The sequence below is a fragment of the Pedobacter soli genome (assembly GCF_900101435.1).
In the GTDB taxonomy this organism is placed as follows: domain Bacteria; phylum Bacteroidota; class Bacteroidia; order Sphingobacteriales; family Sphingobacteriaceae; genus Pedobacter; species Pedobacter soli.
In genome coordinates, this window is the sequence record NZ_FMZH01000003.1 from 203,905 (window position 1) to 224,571 (window position 20,667).

At 42.1% G+C, this 20,667-nt stretch carries 21 protein-coding genes and 1 riboswitch; of the genes, 15 read left to right on the top strand and 6 right to left on the bottom strand.

The window, feature by feature from the left end; genetic code table 11:
* Positions 1-58: 58 nt before the first annotated feature.
* From BLR37_RS08240 to BLR37_RS08250, 3 genes are all read left to right on the top strand, one after another.
* Positions 59-1,081, top strand: coding sequence for a pectinesterase family protein (locus BLR37_RS08240; protein WP_090767852.1), 1,023 nt, complete (start codon positions 59-61; stop codon positions 1,079-1,081).
* A 6-nt stretch (positions 1,082-1,087) separates the two neighbouring features.
* Positions 1,088-1,828: a rhamnogalacturonan acetylesterase gene (locus BLR37_RS08245; protein ID WP_090767019.1), complete on the top strand. Its 741-nt coding sequence runs from the start codon at positions 1,088-1,090 to the stop codon at positions 1,826-1,828.
* A 79-nt stretch (positions 1,829-1,907) separates the two neighbouring features.
* A complete protein-coding gene (locus BLR37_RS08250) occupies positions 1,908-2,891 on the top strand; it encodes a hypothetical protein (RefSeq protein WP_082018563.1) in 984 nt (327 codons plus the stop codon).
* A 504-nt stretch (positions 2,892-3,395) separates the two neighbouring features.
* On the opposite strand, the gene BLR37_RS08255 is transcribed toward BLR37_RS08250, so the two are convergent.
* The 3 genes from BLR37_RS08255 to BLR37_RS08265 all read right to left on the bottom strand — a co-directional run bounded on the left by BLR37_RS08255 (position 3,396) and on the right by BLR37_RS08265 (position 6,553).
* A complete protein-coding gene (locus tag BLR37_RS08255) occupies positions 3,396-4,010 on the bottom strand; it encodes a rhomboid family intramembrane serine protease (RefSeq protein WP_090767022.1) in 615 nt (204 codons plus the stop codon).
* A gap of 5 nt (positions 4,011-4,015) precedes the next feature.
* Complete coding sequence (locus BLR37_RS08260) at positions 4,016-5,755, bottom strand: M14 family metallopeptidase (protein ID WP_090767026.1); 1,740 nt, start codon at positions 5,753-5,755, stop codon at positions 4,016-4,018.
* Positions 5,756-5,821: 66 nt separating this feature from the next.
* Positions 5,822-6,553 (bottom strand): hypothetical protein, encoded by a 732-nt coding sequence (locus BLR37_RS08265; RefSeq protein ID WP_244154622.1) that lies wholly within the window; start codon positions 6,551-6,553, stop codon positions 5,822-5,824.
* Positions 6,554-6,612: 59 nt separating this feature from the next.
* Between BLR37_RS08265 and pepT the strand changes: the two genes are divergently transcribed.
* Positions 6,613-7,866, top strand: coding sequence for a peptidase T (pepT, locus tag BLR37_RS08270; RefSeq protein ID WP_090767030.1), 1,254 nt, complete (start codon positions 6,613-6,615; stop codon positions 7,864-7,866).
* A gap of 40 nt (positions 7,867-7,906) precedes the next feature.
* Here pepT and BLR37_RS08275 read toward each other — a convergent pair whose 3' ends face one another.
* Positions 7,907-8,236: a hypothetical protein gene (locus tag BLR37_RS08275; RefSeq protein WP_090767031.1), complete on the bottom strand. Its 330-nt coding sequence runs from the start codon at positions 8,234-8,236 to the stop codon at positions 7,907-7,909.
* Positions 8,237-8,346: 110 nt separating this feature from the next.
* Here BLR37_RS08275 and BLR37_RS08280 point away from each other — a divergent pair, with 110 nt between their 5' ends.
* From BLR37_RS08280 to BLR37_RS08290, 3 genes are all read left to right on the top strand, one after another.
* Complete coding sequence (locus BLR37_RS08280; RefSeq protein ID WP_090767033.1) at positions 8,347-9,213, top strand: aldose 1-epimerase family protein; 867 nt, start codon at positions 8,347-8,349, stop codon at positions 9,211-9,213.
* Between the two features lie 255 nt (positions 9,214-9,468).
* Positions 9,469-9,915 carry a DoxX family protein gene (locus BLR37_RS08285; RefSeq protein WP_090767035.1) on the top strand — a complete coding sequence of 149 codons (447 nt, stop codon included), beginning with the start codon at positions 9,469-9,471 and terminating at the stop codon, positions 9,913-9,915.
* Positions 9,916-10,426: 511 nt separating this feature from the next.
* Complete coding sequence (locus tag BLR37_RS08290; protein WP_090767037.1) at positions 10,427-10,852, top strand: VOC family protein; 426 nt, start codon at positions 10,427-10,429, stop codon at positions 10,850-10,852.
* A gap of 29 nt (positions 10,853-10,881) precedes the next feature.
* Here the strand turns inward: BLR37_RS08290 and BLR37_RS08295 are convergent, their stop codons facing one another.
* On the bottom strand, positions 10,882-11,448 hold the full coding sequence (locus BLR37_RS08295; RefSeq protein ID WP_090767039.1) for a Crp/Fnr family transcriptional regulator: 567 nt from the start codon (positions 11,446-11,448) through the stop codon (positions 10,882-10,884).
* A 180-nt stretch (positions 11,449-11,628) separates the two neighbouring features.
* Here BLR37_RS08295 and BLR37_RS08300 point away from each other — a divergent pair, with 180 nt between their 5' ends.
* A complete protein-coding gene (locus BLR37_RS08300) occupies positions 11,629-12,291 on the top strand; it encodes a DUF1349 domain-containing protein (RefSeq protein WP_090767041.1) in 663 nt (220 codons plus the stop codon).
* 76 nt (positions 12,292-12,367) lie between these two features.
* Here BLR37_RS08300 and BLR37_RS08305 read toward each other — a convergent pair whose 3' ends face one another.
* Complete coding sequence (locus tag BLR37_RS08305; RefSeq protein WP_090767042.1) at positions 12,368-13,672, bottom strand: leucine-rich repeat-containing protein kinase family protein; 1,305 nt, start codon at positions 13,670-13,672, stop codon at positions 12,368-12,370.
* 372 nt (positions 13,673-14,044) lie between these two features.
* Positions 14,045-14,132, top strand: a riboswitch (TPP riboswitch).
* Between the two features lie 62 nt (positions 14,133-14,194).
* Between BLR37_RS08305 and thiS the strand changes: the two genes are divergently transcribed.
* Genes thiS through moeB form a run of 7 tightly spaced genes read left to right on the top strand, consistent with a single transcriptional unit; the run spans position 14,195 to position 20,446 of the window.
* On the top strand, positions 14,195-14,398 hold the full coding sequence (thiS, locus tag BLR37_RS08310) for a sulfur carrier protein ThiS (protein WP_090767044.1): 204 nt from the start codon (positions 14,195-14,197) through the stop codon (positions 14,396-14,398).
* A gap of 12 nt (positions 14,399-14,410) precedes the next feature.
* A complete protein-coding gene (gene thiC / locus BLR37_RS08315) occupies positions 14,411-16,294 on the top strand; it encodes a phosphomethylpyrimidine synthase ThiC (protein WP_090767046.1) in 1,884 nt (627 codons plus the stop codon).
* Between the two features lie 3 nt (positions 16,295-16,297).
* Complete coding sequence (locus tag BLR37_RS08320) at positions 16,298-16,888, top strand: thiamine phosphate synthase (RefSeq protein ID WP_090767049.1); 591 nt, start codon at positions 16,298-16,300, stop codon at positions 16,886-16,888.
* Positions 16,889-16,899: 11 nt separating this feature from the next.
* A complete protein-coding gene (locus BLR37_RS08325) occupies positions 16,900-17,535 on the top strand; it encodes a thiamine phosphate synthase (protein WP_090767857.1) in 636 nt (211 codons plus the stop codon).
* 4 nt (positions 17,536-17,539) lie between these two features.
* Positions 17,540-18,310 (top strand): thiazole synthase, encoded by a 771-nt coding sequence (locus tag BLR37_RS08330; RefSeq protein WP_090767053.1) that lies wholly within the window; start codon positions 17,540-17,542, stop codon positions 18,308-18,310.
* Positions 18,300-19,421 carry a 2-iminoacetate synthase ThiH gene (gene thiH, locus BLR37_RS08335; RefSeq protein ID WP_090767056.1) on the top strand — a complete coding sequence of 374 codons (1,122 nt, stop codon included), beginning with the start codon at positions 18,300-18,302 and terminating at the stop codon, positions 19,419-19,421. Before BLR37_RS08330 ends, thiH begins: the two co-directional genes overlap by 11 nt.
* A complete protein-coding gene (gene moeB / locus BLR37_RS08340; protein WP_090767059.1) occupies positions 19,415-20,446 on the top strand; it encodes a HesA/MoeB/ThiF family protein in 1,032 nt (343 codons plus the stop codon). The genes thiH and moeB overlap by 7 nt, the downstream gene beginning before the upstream one ends.
* Positions 20,447-20,667 lie beyond the last annotated feature (221 nt).

Consider the following 20,667-nt stretch of genomic DNA (forward strand, 5'->3'; position numbering starts at 1 on the left):
GCAGGTTTACATCTGCCCTTTTTTATTGAAATTTATAGCAAAACAGTTTACCGATCAAATGAAGAAATTTATCCTTATCCATTTTGCCTTTACCTTACTTTTTTGCATCGGCTTATCTGTTCAGGTTTACGCACAAGATCCTAAACATCCTGCCACACTTACCGTTTCGAAAGATGGCAGCGGAAATTACAAAACCATACAGGAAGCTGTTAACTCGGTGCGCGATTTAGGTGAAAAGGAGGTTAAAATTTATGTCAAAAATGGCATCTATAAAGAAAAGCTGATTATTCCATCCTGGAAAATCAAAATTGCCCTGATTGGCGAAAGCGCCGAAAATACCGTCATCACCAACGATGATTATTCAGGCAAAACCTATTCAGGAGGTAAAGATGCTTTTGGCCTCGATAAATTCAGCACCTATACATCGTATACCGTATTGGTACAGGGTAACGATATCAGGCTCGAGAACCTAAGCATCATCAATGCAGCCGGTCGCGTGGGGCAGGCCGTTGCGCTACATGTTGAGGGAGACCGTTTTGTGGCTAAAAACTGTAGGCTTCTAGGCAATCAGGATACCTTATACGCCGCTATCGAAAATAGCCGTCAATACTATCAAGACTGCTATATTGAAGGCACTACCGATTTTATTTTTGGCAAAGCAACCGTTGTTTTTGAACAATGCACCATTAAAAGCTTAACCGATTCTTACGTTACGGCAGCCTCCACTTCTGCCAATCAGCCTTTTGGCTTTGTTTTTATACATTGCAAGCTCACTGCCGATCCGGCTATTAGCAAAGCTTATCTTGGCCGGCCATGGCGCCCATATGCCAAAACGGTTTTTATGCACTGCGATTTAGGTAAACATATTTTACCTGAGGGCTGGAACCCATGGAAAGGCGACAAGATGTTTCCGGATAAAGAGCAAACTGTGTTTTACGCCGAATATAAAAATACCGGTGCAGGAGCATCACCTCAAACCCGTTTAAGCTGGACAAAGCAGCTGAGCGATAAAACTGCGAAAAATTATACTATTAAAAACATCCTCGGCGGGAAAGACAACTGGAACCCCAACACCAATTAATGAACAATGAAAAATAAATTTTACCTGGCATTTGCACTTGCCGCATTAACGGCTACCCTATCCTTTACACTCATCCAAAAGAAAACTACGCTGTACATTATCGGCGATTCTACAGCGGCTAACAAAGACCCCAAAACCTACCCCGAAACAGGCTGGGGCATGGCATTACAAGCCTTTTTTAAGGCAGATGTTACGGTTGATAACCGCGCGCTGAACGGCCGAAGCACCAAATCTTTCCGTGCAGAAAAACGCTGGGATCCTATTCTGGCACAGCTGAATCCGGGCGATTATGTTTTTATTGAATTCGGTCACAACGACGAAAAAGTAGATAAACCCACAGTTGGTGTTTCGCTGGCTGATTTTAAAACCAACCTGATTAATTACGTTAAAGAAACGCGGAGTAAAAAAGCTTTGCCCGTATTGCTTACCCCCATTTCGAGAAGAAGTTTCAAAAATGGTATTCTAATCGATTCGCATGGCGACTATCCGCGCATTACCCGTCAGGTGGCCGATTCGCTGCAGGTACCTTTAATTGACATGCTGGCTAAAACCGAAAGTTTGTTAAACCGTTTGGGCGAAGAGCCTTCAATCAAACTATTTAACCACGTTGATTCGGGCAATGTAAATTACCCCAACGGCAAGAAAGACAATACGCATTTAAGCCCTGAAGGCGCCAAACAGGTAGCCGGTTTAGTGGTAAAAGGAATAAAAGAACTGAAGTTAGATCTGGCTAAAAAGCTGAAATAAAGCTCAGGAAAGATTTTAATTGGTGCAATGGTAATCGCAGCGTTAAAATAAAAGTTCGGTACAAGGCACTAAAAATATAATGGCTAATATTGCAGCAATGAATACCGGTTTATACAATCCTTTCCAAAACTTCGATTTTTTATATAAAGTCTGCTTTTTAAGTGGCAAAACTTTTAACACCCCTGTTCTCCAGGTGCCTTTAATACCGAAATGGTTATTGGCACAGGCGGGCTTAAGCGGAGAAGAACAAATCCAGTTTTTGGATGAAAGTATCCGGTCGTACAATAGCCTGGTTATTCCGGTAAACAGCGAGGTAAACGAGCAGTTTTTAAATCCATTGGAAGATAAAATAGAAGCGGCCTTTGCAAAAGGTTATGCTGCTGTTTCGGCCTTGCCTGAACTGGATTTATTTAACTGGATCGGCAAGTTTTTATATGGCTTTGTGTACATCGAAATGCATGCTGCACTGCGCAAGGAAATGACTGCCGATGGTTTAAACATGTCGCAATCGTTAATGATGAAATTCGCCAACCTGAATTTCATGATGCAGAATTTGTACACCAGTCTCGAGTTTGAAGATTTTACACCCTGGTCTATCACGGTCGTTAAACTCGAAAACGAAGAAACCCCTTTCAGTTTCCGTGATGAGATTAATACGCTTACTTTTTCGTTAAAGCTGAAAGATTTCGGGATCATTGCCTGCTTGCAGGATAACGGAACCAATAAACGCTATCATCAGGAAATTGTAGACCAAATTGCGGGAAAAAGCTTAACTGCAGAGCAGTTTGAAGAGGTAACTGCCCGTTTTTATTATTCGGCTTATCTGTTTAACCGTTTGCCCGAATATACTTTTATGCCGGTTGATGGTACCACTTACATTGAAGCCATGCCTTTACGTGGCAACATGAGTAAACCATTGTTTGATGTTTGGCAGCATAAAGTATATGCGCAAGTGTTAGAAAACTTCTGGAAACCATGGGGTTATGTGGTGTTCGAAATTATTAAAAACCCAGAGCAGCCGATGAGCTTTTTCGAAAATCCGTGCCTACCGAATGCAGGGTAGATCACTTAGTTTTTTACCACCAAGGGCACAAAGTAAAAACACAGAGCACGCAGAGCGAACTGGATTGTCATTCTGAACGAAGGGAAGAATCTCAGTCCACAAGTTAAATTACCTGTCTATTTTTTTACCGCAAAGCACACAAAGAAAAAGCACAGAGCACGCAGAGCGAACTGGGTTGTCATTCTGAACGAAGTGAAGAATCTCAATCCACAAGTTAAATTACCTGTCTATTTTTTTAACCGCAAAGCACACAAAGAAAAAGCACAGAGCAGGGAGTATAATTTAATGATGAGCGTAGAATCAACCTCGTTTCCCTCTGTGTAAACTCAGTTTTCTCTGTGGTCTCTGTGGTTAAATTCTTTTCGCAATTCCATCTTACAGCTTATATTTTTTCCCGCAGATTAAACAGATAAGCGCAGAATCAAACTCGTTTCCCTCTGTGCAAACTCAATGTCCTCTGTGGTTAAATTGATTCCGCAATTCCATCTTACATTTTACACTTCCTTACCTCGATCCGGTTAGCAGGGTAAAGAAATTCTGCAATATCCCCGGAACAAAAATAATGGTAAAAATTAAGCCCGTTAAAGCACCGAAAAAGTGCGCATCGTGGTTAATGCCATCGCGCGAGTTTCTGGAAGCATAAGCACAATAAATCAAGTAAATGATGCCAAAAATCCATGCCGGAATCCCAAAAGGAATAAACATGATATAAATTTTAGAAACCGGATTGAACAATATAAAACTGAATAAAACTGCACTAATCGCTCCCGAAGCGCCCAAGCTGTTGTAGTTAAAATGATCCTTATGTTTAAAAATGGTAGGCAAATCACTTAAAATTAAAGCCAGAAAGTACAATAACCCAAATTTAAAGCTGCCCAACAGCTGTTCTAACGTAAAGGCAAAGGCCACGAAAGTAAACATGTTAAAAAACAGGTGCATCCAATCGGCATGGATAAGGCCGCTGGTAATTACCGTCCATACCTTGTGCCCTTTTGATACACTGTAGGGGTGCAGCATAAACTTGCCGTAAATGCTATGATCGTAAAAGGCATAAAGGCTCGTAATGATGGTAAAAACAAAAATTAACGAGGCAACTGGTGCCATATTGAAATACTCCATCTGGGTTATTTTAAATCTAGTTGGACATCGGTAAGCAAACGTGCTACCGGATATCTGTTATGTGTTTTTTCGTAATAATCAGAATTTTTATACACAAAGTCAAGTTGTGCAGGCCCATTCTTCGCAAAATCGGCATCCGAAGCCTTTTTAGCTTCGAGCTTAGCCTTTAAATCCGGGTTTTTCTTCAATAATTCTGCAGCTGTATCTTCAAAAACATAAGCCGAATAATGCTCTTTCATATCCAGAATCGAATCGAAAAAATTCCAGTTAAAATAAGAATCGATAGCCTGTGGCTCCAGTGTTTCTACAATATAACGGTTGCAGGGCTGGTTTACATATACTACAAAATCTCCGGCATAATACTGCAGGTTTTGCTTTACTGGGTTCAGTTTTACTGCCGAATGCAGGTAATGCCCTTCGTAAGGCCTGGTACCCGTTTTAAAATCACCGATATAATAACTTTCTACCGCTATTTTCTGGTCGGTCTTTATTTCCCTTAGTTTTACACCATTTAATTTCAGCAGGTTAATTACCCTATCCCATGCTTTTGGAATGATGTAAGCAATCGGTTTTTGTACGGTAATAGCCGGCTCAAATTTATTCCACTCTTTAATTGTTTTGGTATAAGGTTTACTCCGATCGTAGTACAAACGGTCTGCTCCACTTACCTCACTGCGCTTTTGTCCGGCTTCAAATCCCTTAAACTGTAATTCGTTTACTTCGCTTTTATTCAGTTTCCAATCCAGTGGAAATTCCTTTTGAGCAGCCACAAAGGCATCAGCTTCTTTCTTGTTCTCGCCAATAATCCTGGCATCTCGTGCTACGATATCCACGTAAGCCTGCAAAAGTTTATAGGTGGCATCAACGCGTAAATCGTACGATTTTAACATGTGTGTCTCGGGCATAAAACCAATGGTATTGTGCAGCGTTGTATAACCCGTCGAATAGCGTGGCGATTCGATAAAACCGGTAATCCCACTTTCGGGTGTTTCGCCAATCGAGTTAACATAAGGAATCATCGGGTAACCTTGCTGTTCCATGCGCTTATATAAGTCCGGCACCAGAGTTTGGGTTAAATAATTAGACAGAATGCCGTTCAGCTTATCCTTTTGGGTTGGAATAAGCGTCATCACGTACTGATAATCGGCACCGTTGCTGGTATGTGTATCTACAAAGATTTCGGGCTGCCAGGCATTAAAAATCAGCTGAAAAGCAGCCGAATTTTTAGAGTCTGTTTTAATGAAATCCCTGTTCAGATCGAGATTTTTACTGTTACCCCTAAACCCGTAAGCAACAGGCCCGTTTTGGTTGGCCCTTGAGGTACCTGTACGGTTAAAACTTCCATCGATATTATACAGCGGAATGATGGCAATTACCACATCCTTAGGTATTTTGTTGCCTTTAATCAGGTCGCGTGCCAGCATCATCGAGGCATCAATACCTTCGGGTTCTCCCGGATGAATACCATTATTAATGAGCAGGATCCGTTTATTGCTTTTGCGGATTGCGGCCGGATCGAAAACCTTATCTTTCGACAAAACTAACAGATGCAGCGGTTTGCCGAAATCAGTACTTCCGTAACTCAGCAGCTTAGCCTCCGGACAGCCCTTAACCAGGTTTTGATAATAAGCAATAGCAGCGGGATAGGTTGTGGTTTCTTTCTTTCCGCTAAGCTCGAAAGGCGTTTTTTGTGCCTGCACTTTTATCACTAAAAATAAAAAGCAAAGCACAAAGTATTTTTTCATAGTATAAATTGATGTGAGTGATAATAAATCTAGCTCATCAGGCCTGAAAGCCAGAAAAGGCTGTATTTAAAGTGTTTTGCGATAAGATTTAATCTTTCCGAAAAAGTATCTGAATCCGATGGTATAGGCATTATACACATCAGGAGAGTAATTTTTGAACTTAGCACTGGAGTCGTTATAACCATCCAAACCTTCGCCAAAAGTAAAGTTACTCTGCGCATTGATATTGATTACATAACGCATGTAACCATAACCATCTTCGATATAATAATTAAAACCAAAATTAATAGGCATCAGCAGGTTTAAGCTTTTATCCTTACCAGGGAAAGGCCCATAACCCGGATCATATGATGCCCAGCTTGGTTTATACCTTACAATATCGGTCATTTTGTTGTTAATTATGCCAATACCAGTACCAAAATACAGTCCCCTGATATTGTACAAAAATTCACTTTTATCGTAATCTACAATCTCACCTAACATTAACTTGGCATTAGCCGAAATCGAATTGTACTGGTTAATAAACTGGCGGTTATGCGGATCGGTTACAATATCGCCACCCTGTACACGACCGTATTGGGCCTCTAAACCCAACGTTACAAAAGGAGTAACATGAAAATCGAGCACACCGTAAGTAGTGTAACCAAAGCTTCCTTTGTAAACATCTGTATATGATTTATTGATACCGGCACCTAAACCATATGAAAACTTGAAATAATTGGATTGGGCAAAAGAAAAACTTCCGACAAAAACAAGAAGAACGGTTAAGCAAGTAACTTTCAAGAGGTTCGAAATCATATTGTTTTTTTACAAAAATAATATGATTATTGAATATCTATAACTTTTACCTTTGATTTATGAGTAATTACCACAACTTTAACAAATCTTTAGCGCAAAGATTTATCAAATATGCCAAAATAGATACGCAGTCAGATCCGGCTTCACCAACCTGTCCTTCGACCCTAAAACAAAAAAATTTAGGGCAGGAACTGGTTAAGGAATTGCTTGAAATTGGCGTTTCTGATGCAGAAATGGACGACAATGGTTATGTTTACGGAACCATCCCATCAAATACAGATAAAGCATTACCTGTTATTTTCTTCTGCTCGCACATGGATACTTCGCCCGATTGCAGCGGAGAAAACGTGAAACCGATTATTCATGACAATTATCAAGGGCAGGATTTAGTGTTGCCCGATGATAACAAAATTGTGATCAGAATGTCTGATCATAAAGACTTAAAACACCAGATTGGCAATGATATTATTACCGCCAGCGGCACCACTTTACTGGGCGCCGACAACAAAGCCGGGCTGGCAGAAATTATGGAAGCTGCGGCTTTTTTGATGAAAAACCCGGAAGTAAAGCATGGCACCATTAAGGTTCTTTTTACGCCCGATGAGGAAATAGGCCGTGGCGTTGATAAGGTTGACCTGAAAAAATTAGGAGCAGATTTTGGCTATACCATTGATGGCGAAACCCTCGGATCAATTGAAGATGAAACCTTCTCAGCTGATGGTGCTACCCTTACCATTTATGGCGTAAGTACGCATCCGGGCTTTGCAAAAGGCAAAATGGAAAGCGCCATAAAAATCCTGGCCGAAATTTTAGACAGCCTGCCCAAAGATACCCTTACCCCTGAGGCCACTCATCAAAAAGAAGGCTTCATTCATCCGGTAAGTATCAGTGGTCAGGTAGAAGAAGCCGAAGCACAATTTATCATCCGCGATTTTACAGATGAAAAACTTGCACAACACGGGGCCTTTTTAGAAGAAACGATTAAAAAGATATTGGCAAAATATCCTAAATCGAGCTATAAACTCGAAATTAAGGCTCAATACCGCAATATGAAGCAGGTTTTAGATCAATATCCTAAAATTGTGCAGTATGGTATCGAGGCCATTGAAAGGGCTGGAGTAGTGGCCAAACAACAAAGTATCCGCGGTGGCACCGATGGGTCGCGGCTTTCGTACATGGGTTTACCATGTCCCAATATTTTCGCCGGAGAACATGCTTTTCACAGCAAACAGGAGTGGGTAAGTGTGCAGGACATGGAAAAAGCCGTACAAACCATCATCAATATCGCCTGTATCTGGGAAGAAAGAGGTTAGTACCAAGTCTTCAGTCCTTAGTCTGGAGTCAGATCTGGAATTAATCAGTAGCTTGTCCGATAGCCAGGCTACTGATTTTACCTTCCTTATTTATTTCGAACTTAAAACAAGTAGTAAAATCGCCCCATTGATCGGAGTGAAAATGCCCGTATACGTGTAGCCCGTTATTTTCAACTTTATCTATATGGGTAAACCGCTCATGCCCCAATGCTTTTTTAAAGAAATTGTTGAATTTCATCTGGTTGCCATCATCGTAAAAAGCAACTTCAGGGGCAAACAAAGGAAACCAGATTTTCTCATCTCCTTTTTGTAAAGCTACTATTGCAGCTTTTACCTTTGGGTTTGATAATTTTGTTAAATCTACCGACATAGCACTGTAGTTTTAATGTTGAGCAGAACCAGGTTAAACGAATTGCTTAATATTCAAAATTAAAAAAAAGATATTTTCAAAGCACAGCTTATTTATTAATTTAGATTCAAATGATAACTCTGGAGAACGCATACTTAAAAGTTGACTTATCGGCCAAGGGCGCTGAATTACAAGGCTTATACAATAAAGGAACCAATATCGAATACCTTTGGAATGGGGATTCAAAATATTGGGGCAAGCACAGTCCGGTATTGTTTCCGATTGTAGGTTCTTTGAAGAACAACAGCTTTAATTATAAAGGTAAAAATTATGAATTGCCACGTCATGGTTTTGCACGCGATTATGTTTTTGAAATTGAACGTGCTACGGAAACGGAAGCTGTTTTTACTTTAACCCAAAATGCCGAAACCTTAAAAGTTTATCCGTTTTATTTTGAACTGAAGCTGAAATATACTTTAAGAGACAGTAAATTGAACCTAACTTATGAGGTAATTAATACGGGTGCCGATGAGCTACTCTTTTCTATCGGAGCGCATCCGGCCTTTGCTGTTCCCAATACACCCAACACCACTTACGAAGATTACTATCTCGTTTTTAACGCCGACCAAAGGTTAACCTTTTGGAAACTGAAAGATGGCCTGGTTGCTGATGAAACTGAAACCATCGAATTGAATGCACATAAGCTAAACCTTAAACACGAGTTGTTTTACAACGACGCACTGGTATTTAAAAACCTACAAAGCAATTGTATCAGTTTATTAAATACTAAAAACGACTCGGGCTTACATTTTCATTTCGAAGACTTCCCTTTCTTTGGTATTTGGGCAGCCCTCGATGCTCCTTTTGTTTGTCTGGAGCCCTGGTGCGGCGTAGCCGATGGCGTAAACCACGATCAGGATCTGGAACGAAAAGAAGGCATAATCAGACTTGAAGCCGGTAAAAACTGGGAACGCTTTTGGGAAGTGGAGTGCTTTTAACGCCGAAATCGTCACCCTGATCCGATAGCTATCGGATTCGTTTCAGGGTCTCTTCAAGTACAGGATGCTGAACGCCAATAACTACCCGGCATACTTATCTTAAGCCCACAACCAGAGAGGTGCTAAAATACCTGTTCGATCCGTCCGGGTGGAAGTTCAGCCGGCGACAAGAAATAAACGCTCATTTCTTAATCTAGTTTAAGAAAAATGTGATTGGCAGGTATTAATTTGCTGTTTAAACAATTATAACTCAAAATGAAAAACAGCACACATTTTCCGCAATTATTTCTTCGCCTTGCCCTGGGTATAGGTTTTATATTACCTGTTATGGATCGCTTTGGTTGGTTAGGAGCGCCGGGAAACCCAACAGTTGGCTGGGGCAACTGGAGCATATTTTTAGATTACACCAATTCATTAATGCCTTACCTGAGCAGGCCATTGGCCAATATTATGGCTATAATTGCCACTGCCGGCGAATTGATTTTTGGTGTTTTGCTGATTATCGGCTACAAAATAAGGCTTGCTGCAATAGGAAGCTTTCTGCTTACCCTGATGTTTGCACTCTCTATGCTATTTTTCGCAAATTACAGAGCGCCGTTTAATTACTCTGTTTTTGTAGTAAGTGCATCAAGCTTATTAGTGGCCACCATACCAAATTATAAATGGGCTTTAGAGCAAACCAATGACATTAAGTGCTATTAAACTACAATACATTTCCTGATAGAACAAACTTCCGTGTAGTAAAAACCCTTACACCCTTTAGGGTATTTTTACCTTTTAATTTGTTCGTAACATGTTGATAACTATATTTATACCGTTAAGATTAAATCAACGGGACGATTTAGATTAAAACAACAGGAGTCTTTCAGCAATGGAAGACTTTTTTATTTTAAAAAAAACACGCTCCGGGGAGCGTGTTCACTTAAATATTTTCGGGACGATTGAGAAGTTATTTAAAATTATTGTTTAAAACCCTCATTACAAATATCATAAAGATAACCGGACTATTTCCGTTCAGTTTTATTCATCTGAAAAATAACACTTTAAACGTAAATGTTCGCCAAAATGAACAGCGCCCACAGTTAAACTTATTTAACTCCACTACTCGTCAGATAATCCAAAAGGTCAAAAAACACCCTTAATTTTGTCTCAACCACCCCCGTTTTAGCCATACTTAAGTACGTAATTTAGTGTAAACAAAACGAAAAACATTATGGCAACAATGCACCCTTATTTAAACTTCGATGGCAAGGCCGAAGAAGCTTTTAATCACTACAAATCTGTTTTTGGTGGTGAGTTTACCTTTTTTGCAAGAATGGGCGATGCACCTGAAAGCGACAAACTCTCTGAAGCAGAAAAAAACCGGGTAATGCATGTGGCACTACCGATTAATGAGCATACCATTTTAATGGCCTCAGATTGTGTGCCTTCTGCGGGCCATGTACTTACCGAAGGGAACAATATGTACATTAATTTACAGGCCGAAAGCCGTGAAGATGCCGATAGGTTGTTTAATGGCCTTTCAGCAGGTGGAACGATTGAAATGCCTATGGCCGATATGTTCTGGGGCGATTATTTTGGCAGTTTCAAAGATCGGTTCGGTATTCAGTGGATGGTTAATTTTACTAACAGAAGATAAAACAAGTTAATTTCAGTATAAGGCACTCGCTAAAGCGTTAAACGGCTCAATGTTTCTCTGGTTACGCCGAGATAAGAAGCAATCAGACTTTTCGAAATCCGCTTTTGTAAAGATGGGTATTGGTTACTCCACTGTTTATAGCGCTCACCTGCGTTATTACTCAACAGGGCCAATACCCGTTTTTGCAATGCCATATTTCCTGTTGTATATTTTTTCCTGAAAAAGTATTCCATCTTGCGCGATGATGCACAAAGCTTTTCCTTGTTCTCGAAAGTAATGGAAAGCGTTTCGGTATCTTCGATGCAATCTACATTTAAAGTCGCGGGTGTTCCGGTATTAAAAGCATTCGGATCTGAGAACCACCATTCCTCCATGGCCAGTTGCAAAATATATTCTTTGCCTTCATCATCGGTATAGGAAGATTTAACAATTCCTTTTAACACAAAATGCTCCTGATGAGCCGTATCACCAGCTTGTATAATGTACTGGTGTTTTTTATATTTCCGCTTTGTAAAGAAAGATTCGGCGTGTTTAAATTCTTCGTCGGTTAAATCAACGATTTGCTGAATATGCGCCCTGAAAAAATTTGTTTCCATAATTTAATACCCGCCCCAAATGTAATATTTATTCAAGATTTATGGCAGAGCCCGATCTTCCAATCGGGCCGAGGTGTGACAATCATCACAATAAAATAGTGATGTATGTCCTTTTAAAGCAACCACACCTTGCATTATGTTTGCAGCAAACAAACACACAAAACCTAAATCAACACACAAATGAAACTTAAATTACTGACCGTTTTAGCTGTACTGGGGCTGTTAACTACCGCAAAAGTAAATGCCCAGAGTTTAGCCAAAATGAATTGGTTTAACGAACCTGAGCAATGGGAAATTAAAGACAAAAATACTTTTAGCTTTTTTGTACCTGCCAAAACTGATTACTGGCGCATTTCACATTATGGTTTTACAGTTGATGATGCTCCTTTTTATTATGCCACTTACGGTGGTGAGTTTGAAGCCAAGGTAAAAATAACCGGCAATTATGTTACTACTTTCGACCAGATGGGCATTATGCTCCGCATTGACGAAGAAAACTGGATCAAAGCAGGTGTAGAATTTGTAAACGGCAAACAAAATGTAAGCGCAGTAGTAACCCATAAAACCAGCGATTGGAGCGTGGTTGAACTCGAAAAAGCGCCACCATCAATCTGGATGAAAGCCGTTAGAAAACTCGATGCTGTAGAAATTTTCTATTCACTCGATGACAAGAAATATACCATGATCCGGACCTGTTACTTTAAAGACAATTGCCCGGTAATGGTCGGCCTGGTAGGTGCTTGTCCGGATGGTAAAGGTTTTAATGCCGTTTTCGAAAACTTTAAAGTTACCCAAACGCCAGACCAGCGGAGATTGGATTGGGCAAAAAAACAGCAAAACTAGCTTCAGCCTTATAAAATTAACCTGGTAAAATACTTATTCACAGCCTCTGTCGAAATAACCCGGCAGGGGCTGTTGATTAAATCTCAGTTAGTGCATTTACCAGATCTTTAAAACCCGGACGTATTTGCTGATCTGCTACCAGACAGTTGTCTCTGAGCATGGCTATAGTTTGCAAAGTTTTTCCGCTAATGGGTTGGCGGTATAGGCTAAGTAAATCATCGAGCAGGTAGCCAAAAGCCAGAACCTCAATACGCTCTAAAGCAAAAACCAGTTCAGCATGAAGTTGATTATAAAAACTGGCCGCGCCAAAATCGCCAAATAAGGCACTTCCTTCATCATCAATTAAAGTATTGTGGGCATATAAATCGCCATGCATAATGCCTGCGCTGTGCAATTGCGCAGCCAGCGAGGCAATAATCCGGGCAATGCCTAAAATCTGCTGTTCGGTGAGTATTCGTTCTGCCGGAAACACATCGCGTGTACAACTTTCCAAACTTGGCGGACTACCCAGGTTATAAAAATGATGTGGAATAAGCTCCATCACCAGGCCTTTCTTATCATCCGGGTGCAGCGCAATTTGCCCAATCAGGTTAACCAAACCGGGGTGAAAGCCCGCAGCAATATAAGCCATCATTTCGTCTTCAGGCAAGCCATCGCTGGTTACATCCCCTTTAAAAATCTTAACTGCCACTTCCTGAATTTCATCGTTAATGCTATGGCTGGCCTTAGAAATTACACCTGATGCACCTTCGCCCAGTACATGACTGATTTCAAGATCGTGCCAGTTGATGGCCGAGAGCTTTTCAACCGCTGGCGTTTTGCTAAAATTATTTCCTGAAAAAGCAATCCAGGCCAGTTTTGGCATAGTCGTAATCCACTCAGGTAACTCGTGCAACTTATTTGCCGCAATACGCAACAAGCCCAGGTTTTTACACTGGCTAAGCGTTTCGGGCAATGCATGCAGACGATTTCCGGCCAGCATCAGTTTCTCCATGCGTGGGCATAGGCCAATTTCATCGGGTAAAGAGGCAATGTTATTGTTGGTTAAAATCAACCAGCGCAGGTTAGGGTTCAAAGCTTTTGCCGGCACAGTTTCGATCTGGTTGGATTTAAAACCTACAATATCCAGCAGCGGGCAATCGGCCAGTACTTCAGGCAATACTTTAAAGTGATTTTCTGAGCAAAAGAAAATGCGCAGTTTCTTTAAGCGACCAAAATCGGGCGGCAGGGCAGATAATTTATTAAAAGAAAGATCGAGCACTTCCAGCGTATCGGCAAGTTCGAATATTTCTAAAGGAAAATGGCTTAGGTTTTCGGATAGTTTTAATGATACCGTCCCCCGAAGTTCGCCGTTTTGCAGTTGTAATAAAGTTTGCCCCATAATTCGCTTTGATTTAAATTGCCTACGAAGATACCGCTAAATGTTGCAATGAAGTTATTGCGGATGGATTTTATTCATTTGGGGGTTCGGGGATGAATAGAGAAATAATCGCTTGCTCCGTTTCTCGAACAGCTCATTAAATTTCTATTGTATTAAGATTGCCAGTCAAGCTGGCAATGACGGTTCTCTAAAAAGATTAACCAAATTCCCATTTATACTAAAATAAATAAAAATAGATTTTATCTATATAGTCCTTTTATAGATAAAAAATTAAGCAAATATACCAATCACAGAAAGCCCAGGATCAGTCTCCTCGCTGAAAGTCACAATTTATTTTTTATTTGCATTAGTAAATTTATGCCCTATATTTACAAAAAACTTTAGGGGTGCCTAGTGCTGAGAAATACCCTTTGAACCTGATGCAGTTAGTACTGCCGAAGGGAAAAGTGAGCGCAACGTTTGTTGCCGTCTTTTCGTACCCTGTTAGGGGCAATCTCTATAGTTTTTCCAATTTTTTTAAACATGGAAGTAACTATAAACAACCAAAACCATTTTCTTGGCGAAGCCTGTTCCATCGAACGCATGCTGAATTATCTGGCCGTTCAAACCACCAATGGCCTGGCCATTGCCGTCAACCAAACCATCGTACCGAAGTCAAGCTGGCCTGTACATACTTTACAGCCAGGCGATCAGATTATACTCATTAAAGCCACCCAGGGTGGATAAACCCCATCAACCATGAAACAAGAAAAAACCCCAAACGCCGGAGTCATCAGCCGCAGCCCATTTCCTGCATCAACCAAGATATTTGTGCCCGGGAAAATCCACAATATACAGGTGGCTATGCGCGAAATCTGTTTAACCGATACCAAAATCCATAACGGATTTGGTTTAACCGAAGCTAACCCCTCGGTAACCGTGTACGATACCAGTGGCCCTTACACCGATCCCAATGCGGTTATTGATGTAAGAAAAGGCCTCCCGCGCCTGCGCGAACAGTGGATAAAAGACCGCTCAGATGTAATCCAACTCGATCAATTGTCATCAGCATACGGGCAACAGCGCCTGGCCGACAGTAAGCTCGATATATTAAGATTTAACCACATTAACAAACCCTACAGGGCACAGGAAGGCGCCAATGTATCGCAGATGCATTATGCTAAAAAGGGCATAATTACCGCCGAAATGGAATACATTGCCATCCGCGAAAACCAGCAGATTGATTTGATAAACGAACAGCTGGGCAAGCAGCAAGCGGTAATGAACCACCAGCATGCGGGAAACAGCTTTGGCGCCAATACCCCGAAAAGTTACATCACGCCAGAATTTGTAAGGACTGAAGTGGCTGCAGGTCGCGCGGTAATTCCCTGCAACATCAATCACCCCGAACTAGAACCGATGATTATTGGCCGGAACTTCCTGGTAAAAATCAATGCCAACATTGGTAACTCAGCAGTTACTTCAACCATCGAAGAAGAGGTAGAAAAAGCTGTCTGGGCTTGTCGTTGGGGTGCTGATACCATTATGGATTTATCGACCGGAAAAAATATACACGAAACCCGCGAATGGATTATCCGCAATTCGCCGGTGCCTATTGGTACTGTTCCGATTTATCAGGCACTGGAAAAAGTAAACGGTAAAGCCGAAGACCTAACCTGGGAAATCTTCCGCGATACGCTGATTGAACAGGCCGAGCAGGGGGTAGATTATTTTACCATTCATGCAGGTGTATTGCTTCGTTATGTACCACTAACGGCAAAAAGAATTACCGGTATTGTTTCTCGGGGTGGATCAATTATGGCCAAATGGTGTTTGGCGCACCACAAAGAAAACTTCCTCTATACCCATTTCGAAGAAATCTGCGAAATTATGAAAGCGTATGATGTGGCTTTCTCTTTAGGAGATGGCTTAAGGCCGGGTTGTATTGCCGATGCCAACGATGAAGCACAGTTTTCAGAGCTCGAAACTTTGGGTGAACTCACCAAAATTGCGTGGAAACATGATGTGCAAACCATTATTGAAGGGCCGGGCCATGTGCCCATGCACCTGATAAAAGCCAACATGGAAAAACAGCTGGAACATTGTGCAGAAGCTCCTTTTTATACTTTAGGCCCCTTAACTACCGATATTGCTCCGGGTTACGACCACATTACTTCGGCCATTGGCGCGGCTATGATTGGCTGGTTTGGAACCGCTATGCTGTGTTATGTAACCCCTAAAGAACATTTGGGCTTACCGAATAAAAAAGATGTAAAGGATGGTGTAATTACCTACAAAATTGCCGCCCATGCTGCCGATCTGGCCAAAGGTCACCCGGGTGCACAATACCGCGATAATGCTTTGAGTAAAGCCCGGTTCGAATTCAGATGGGAAGATCAATTTAACCTTTCTCTTGACCCGGATACGGCAAAAGAGTTTCATGATGAAACCCTACCTGCAGAAGGCGCTAAGATTGCCCACTTCTGCTCCATGTGCGGTCCCAACTTCTGCTCGATGAAAATTACCCAGGATGTGCGCGAATATGCTGCGCAACAAGGGCTTGAAACCGAAGATGCACTGGCGAAAGGCATGCAGGAAAAATCGAAAGAATTTACCCAAAAAGGAAGCGAAATCTATTCATAAAACATGATGGAACTGTTTGTAATTGCGTATCCAACAATTTTGAAAGACGAAACCCTATTGGTAAACCAGCTTTTCGATGCTGGTTTACCTGTATTTCATTTGCGCAAACCAACAGCACATGAGGCCACATACCGTAAATTTTTGGATGGTATTCTACCTGAGTACCACAACCGCGTGGCCTTACATCATTTTCATGCACTGGCCAATGATTACAATATCAAAAGATTGCACCATACCGAAAGTTTTAGAAAGAACAGTACAATAGGCGATTTTTCACAACCTTACACCTATAGCACCTCGATACACCAGCTGGCGGAAATTGATCAAATTAAGTCATACCATTACAGTTTTTTTGGTCCTGTTTTCAACAGCCTTTCTAAACCCGGATATATGGGAATTACCGACACCGGATTTAGTGTAACCCAATCAAAAACCACCAAATTAATTGCGCTTGGCGGTATCGACTTGAACAATATAGGTCGCGTAAAAGCCATGAATTTTGATGGGATTGCCCTTTTAGGCAGCATCTGGAACGAACCGGCGCAGGCCATTATCAACTTTAAAAAAATACAGGCAAAATGTCAGCAAATTTAAATCATCTACCTATGATTCACCCCTTACAATATATTTCTCAGGCACCTAAAACCGGCACCCATTTAGATGCCATTGAGGAAGTGCTTCTGGCTGGCGGAAAATGGATTCAACTCCGCATTAAAAACCTGCCCGAAGCAGAAATATTGCCCTTTGCAATCGCAGCACAAGCATTATGCAAGCGTTATGATGCAAAATTAATTGTAAATGACTATCCGCAACTGGCCAAAGCCGCAGGCGCTTTCGGCGTTCATTTAGGCCTGCAGGATATGCCCATACCACAGGCCAGGCAAATTATCAACCCGGATCAGATTATTGGTGGTACGGCCAACACTTTCGAACATATTCTGCAGCGTGTGGCCGAAGGGGTCGATTACATTGGCCTTGGTCCGTTCAGGTTTACCCGCACCAAAGAAAACCTCAGCCCGATAGTCGGTCTGGAAGGTTATCAGAAACTGATGGAAAAAGTAAAAAAAGCAGGTATTACTACGCCGATTATTGCCATTGGTGGCATCGAAGCCGATGATATTGCGGCTATTCTCGAAACGGGCGTATATGGCATTGCCGTATCAGCCGTGCTTACCAATCAAACCCAAACACCCGCCATATTAGCCGAGATGAACAGCAAACTGGCCCTGAACACCCTTTAAAATTATGTTAAAAATAGCAGATCAAACCTTTAGCTCTCGCCTTTTTACCGGAACCGGAAAATTCAGTTCGGCAAAAGAAATGGAAAGCGCCTTAATTGCTTCGGCTTCCGAGCTGGTTACCGTGGCCCTTAAACGTGTAGACTTAAAAAGCAAAGATGATGACATTTTGCATCACCTCAAATACCCGCACATTAACCTGCTGCCCAATACCTCGGGCGTACGTAATGCCAGAGAAGCTGTTTTTGCTGCTCAACTGGCGCGCGAGGCTTTAGAAACCAACTGGATTAAACTCGAAATCCATCCTGATCCCAAATATTTAATGCCCGATCCTATCGAAACACTGAAAGCAACAGAAGAGCTGGTTAAGATGGGCTTTGTGGTACTGCCTTATATCCACGCCGACCCGGTTTTATGTAAGCGTTTGGAAGATGTAGGCACCGCAGCAGTAATGCCGCTCGGATCGCCAATTGGCAGTAACAAGGGTTTAAAAACCATTGACTTTTTAGAGATTATCATCAGCCAAAGCCGCGTACCCGTAGTTGTTGATGCCGGAATAGGCGCCCCTTCTGATGCCGCTAAAGCCATGGAAATTGGTGCTGATGCCGTATTGGTGAATACCGCCATTGCCATTTCTAAAAACCCTACTGATATGGCTTTAGCCTTTAAGCTGGCTGTTGAGGCCGGAAGAATGGCCTTTGAAGCTAAACTGGGCACGCAGCAACATTATGCTGCTGCCAGTAGTCCACTAACCGCATTTTTAGACGATGAGTTTTAATTCAATATTCGAATCTTACAACTGGGATGATACCAAAGCCAGCATTTACGATAAAACGGCTGCCGATGTTGAAAATGCCCTTGGCGCACAGCAAAGAAGTCTTGAAGATTTTAAGGCGCTGATTTCGCCTGCTGCTTTGCCCTACCTTGAAGATATGGCGCAGATCAGTCAGCGGTTAACTTTAGACCGCTTTGGCCGCACCATACAAATGTACATTCCGCTGTATCTATCAAACGAGTGCAACAACATTTGTACTTATTGTGGTTTCAGCTACGACAATAAGGTAAGGCGCAGAACGCTTAACCCGATGGAGATTATGCAGGAAGTAGCCGTAATTAAAGGCATGGGTTACGATCACGTGCTCCTGGTAACCGGCGAAGCCAACCAAACGGTGCATACCGATTATTTTAAAAAAGTACTCGATCTCATTAGTCCGCATTTCTCGCACATTTCTATGGAAGTGCAGCCACTGGATGTGGCCGATTACGAAACCCTGATTCCTCACGGCTTAAATACAGTATTGGTTTATCAGGAAACCTACCATCAGGACGATTACCGTAAGCATCATCCTAAAGGTAAAAAATCGAACTTCCTCTACCGGCTGGAAACCCCTGACCGTTTAGGACAGGCCGGAATCCACAAAATGGGGCTTGGCGTTTTAATTGGTCTGGAAGACTGGCGTACCGACTCATTTTTTACAGCCTTGCACCTGTCGTACCTCGAAAAACAATACTGGCAGAACAAGTTCAGCATTTCCTTTCCCCGCTTACGTCCGTTTAGCGGAGGCCTTGAACCTAAAGTGGCCATGAACGACCGCGAGCTGGTGCAACTGATTTGTGCTTACCGTTTATTTAACAGCGAAGTAGAACTTTCCATTTCTACGCGCGAAACTATGGCCTTCAGAAACCAGGTTATTAAACTGGGCATTACAGCCATTAGTGCCGGTTCAAAAACCAATCCGGGTGGCTATCAGGTAGAACCACAATCTTTAGAGCAGTTTGAAATATCAGATGAGCGTTCGCCGCAGGAAATTGCAACTATGATCAGAAAACAGGGTTACGAGCCCATTTGGAAAGACTGGGATATGAGCTTGATCCACAAAACATGTTAGTAAAAGCAGAACAGCAACGCTACAACAGGCAAATGCTCTTGCCCGAAATTGGCGCAGCAGGACAGCAGAAACTGAGGGCAGCTAAAGTACTGGTAATCGGTGCCGGCGGATTGGGTTGCCCGGTACTGCAATACCTGGCTGCCGCAGGAGTTGGCGAAATAGGCATTGTAGATGATGATCTGGTAGATTTGAGCAACCTGCACCGGCAAATCCTGTTTAATTCCAGCGACATTGGCCGGCCTAAAGCTGCCGTAGCCTGCGCAAAACTAAGCCTGCTTAATCCACACGTTAACCTGGACAGTTATGTGCAAAGGTTTGATACTAACTGTGCAGCTACGATTTGTAGTAAGTATAATTTAGTGATCGATTGTTCGGATAACTTCGATACCCGTTACCTCGTTAACGACACCTGTGTGGCGCTGGGTAAAACCCTGGTGTTCGGTTCGATATTAAGGTTTGAAGGCCAGATTGCTGTTTTTAACCATAATGGCGGTGTAAATTACAGGGATTTATACCCCGAACCACCTAACGAAGATATCAGCTGTGCTGATGGAGGCGTAATCGGTACGCTGCCCGGACTCATTGGTTTATATATGGCTAACGAAACCATTAAGCTCATTTGCGGAATAGGGGAAACGCTCGCAGGTAAACTGATGCGTGTGGATTTACTCAACAATACCCAATACGTTTTCAGCATCCAGCCAGACATAACAGTAGCCAACCTAACGCCGCCAAAAACCGAAGCAGCTGTTAAAGAAATAGACCGTACAACCCTGGCAAACTGGATGGAAACAAAGCCAGCAGAAATTTTCTTGATTGATGTACGCGAAGCCTACGAGCATGAAGAGCACAATATAGGTGGCACTCACATTTCGCTATACGATTTAAGCAGCACTTTAGACCGTATTCCGGTTGGTAAACTAGTAGTTTGCTATTGCCAAACCGGGCAAAAAAGTAAAATGGCAGTTAAATTATTACAGCCGCATTTTGGGGATGAGATATATAGTTTAAAAGGCGGGATCTAAAATCAAAATCGTAGTACTGAACTTACGCCTAAGCAGAAGTTAAGAGTAACATTAGAGAGAATCCGTCATTCCCACGAAAGTGGGAATCTTAATGCTTTCGCTATTGTGCACCTCTCTTTTGCCCGCGCTAGTTATTAAGAGCCCCTGAAACGAGTTCAGGGTGACGTTAGAGAGAATCCGTCATTCCCGCGCAGGCGGGAACCACGAAGTGTTCAGCGAAG

Bases quoted from the DNA above. Each gene is read 5' to 3' on its own strand.
- BLR37_RS08240 (WP_090767852.1), top strand. From the start codon at position 59: ATGAAGAAATTTATCCTTATCCATTTTGCCTTTACCTTACTTTTTTGC.
- BLR37_RS08245 (WP_090767019.1), top strand. From the start codon at position 1,088: ATGAAAAATAAATTTTACCTGGCATTTGCACTTGCCGCATTAACGGCT.
- BLR37_RS08250 (WP_082018563.1), top strand. From the start codon at position 1,908: ATGGCTAATATTGCAGCAATGAATACCGGTTTATACAATCCTTTCCAA.
- BLR37_RS08255 (WP_090767022.1), bottom strand. From the start codon at position 4,010: ATGGAGTATTTCAATATGGCACCAGTTGCCTCGTTAATTTTTGTTTTT.
- BLR37_RS08260 (WP_090767026.1), bottom strand. From the start codon at position 5,755: ATGAAAAAATACTTTGTGCTTTGCTTTTTATTTTTAGTGATAAAAGTG.
- BLR37_RS08265 (WP_244154622.1), bottom strand. From the start codon at position 6,553: ATGATTTCGAACCTCTTGAAAGTTACTTGCTTAACCGTTCTTCTTGTT.
- pepT (WP_090767030.1), top strand. From the start codon at position 6,613: ATGAGTAATTACCACAACTTTAACAAATCTTTAGCGCAAAGATTTATC.
- BLR37_RS08275 (WP_090767031.1), bottom strand. From the start codon at position 8,236: ATGTCGGTAGATTTAACAAAATTATCAAACCCAAAGGTAAAAGCTGCA.
- BLR37_RS08280 (WP_090767033.1), top strand. From the start codon at position 8,347: ATGATAACTCTGGAGAACGCATACTTAAAAGTTGACTTATCGGCCAAG.
- BLR37_RS08285 (WP_090767035.1), top strand. From the start codon at position 9,469: ATGAAAAACAGCACACATTTTCCGCAATTATTTCTTCGCCTTGCCCTG.
- BLR37_RS08290 (WP_090767037.1), top strand. From the start codon at position 10,427: ATGGCAACAATGCACCCTTATTTAAACTTCGATGGCAAGGCCGAAGAA.
- BLR37_RS08295 (WP_090767039.1), bottom strand. From the start codon at position 11,448: ATGGAAACAAATTTTTTCAGGGCGCATATTCAGCAAATCGTTGATTTA.
- BLR37_RS08300 (WP_090767041.1), top strand. From the start codon at position 11,629: ATGAAACTTAAATTACTGACCGTTTTAGCTGTACTGGGGCTGTTAACT.
- BLR37_RS08305 (WP_090767042.1), bottom strand. From the start codon at position 13,672: ATGGGGCAAACTTTATTACAACTGCAAAACGGCGAACTTCGGGGGACG.
- thiS (WP_090767044.1), top strand. From the start codon at position 14,195: ATGGAAGTAACTATAAACAACCAAAACCATTTTCTTGGCGAAGCCTGT.
- thiC (WP_090767046.1), top strand. From the start codon at position 14,411: ATGAAACAAGAAAAAACCCCAAACGCCGGAGTCATCAGCCGCAGCCCA.
- BLR37_RS08320 (WP_090767049.1), top strand. From the start codon at position 16,298: ATGATGGAACTGTTTGTAATTGCGTATCCAACAATTTTGAAAGACGAA.
- BLR37_RS08325 (WP_090767857.1), top strand. From the start codon at position 16,900: ATGATTCACCCCTTACAATATATTTCTCAGGCACCTAAAACCGGCACC.
- BLR37_RS08330 (WP_090767053.1), top strand. From the start codon at position 17,540: ATGTTAAAAATAGCAGATCAAACCTTTAGCTCTCGCCTTTTTACCGGA.
- thiH (WP_090767056.1), top strand. From the start codon at position 18,300: ATGAGTTTTAATTCAATATTCGAATCTTACAACTGGGATGATACCAAA.
- moeB (WP_090767059.1), top strand. From the start codon at position 19,415: ATGTTAGTAAAAGCAGAACAGCAACGCTACAACAGGCAAATGCTCTTG.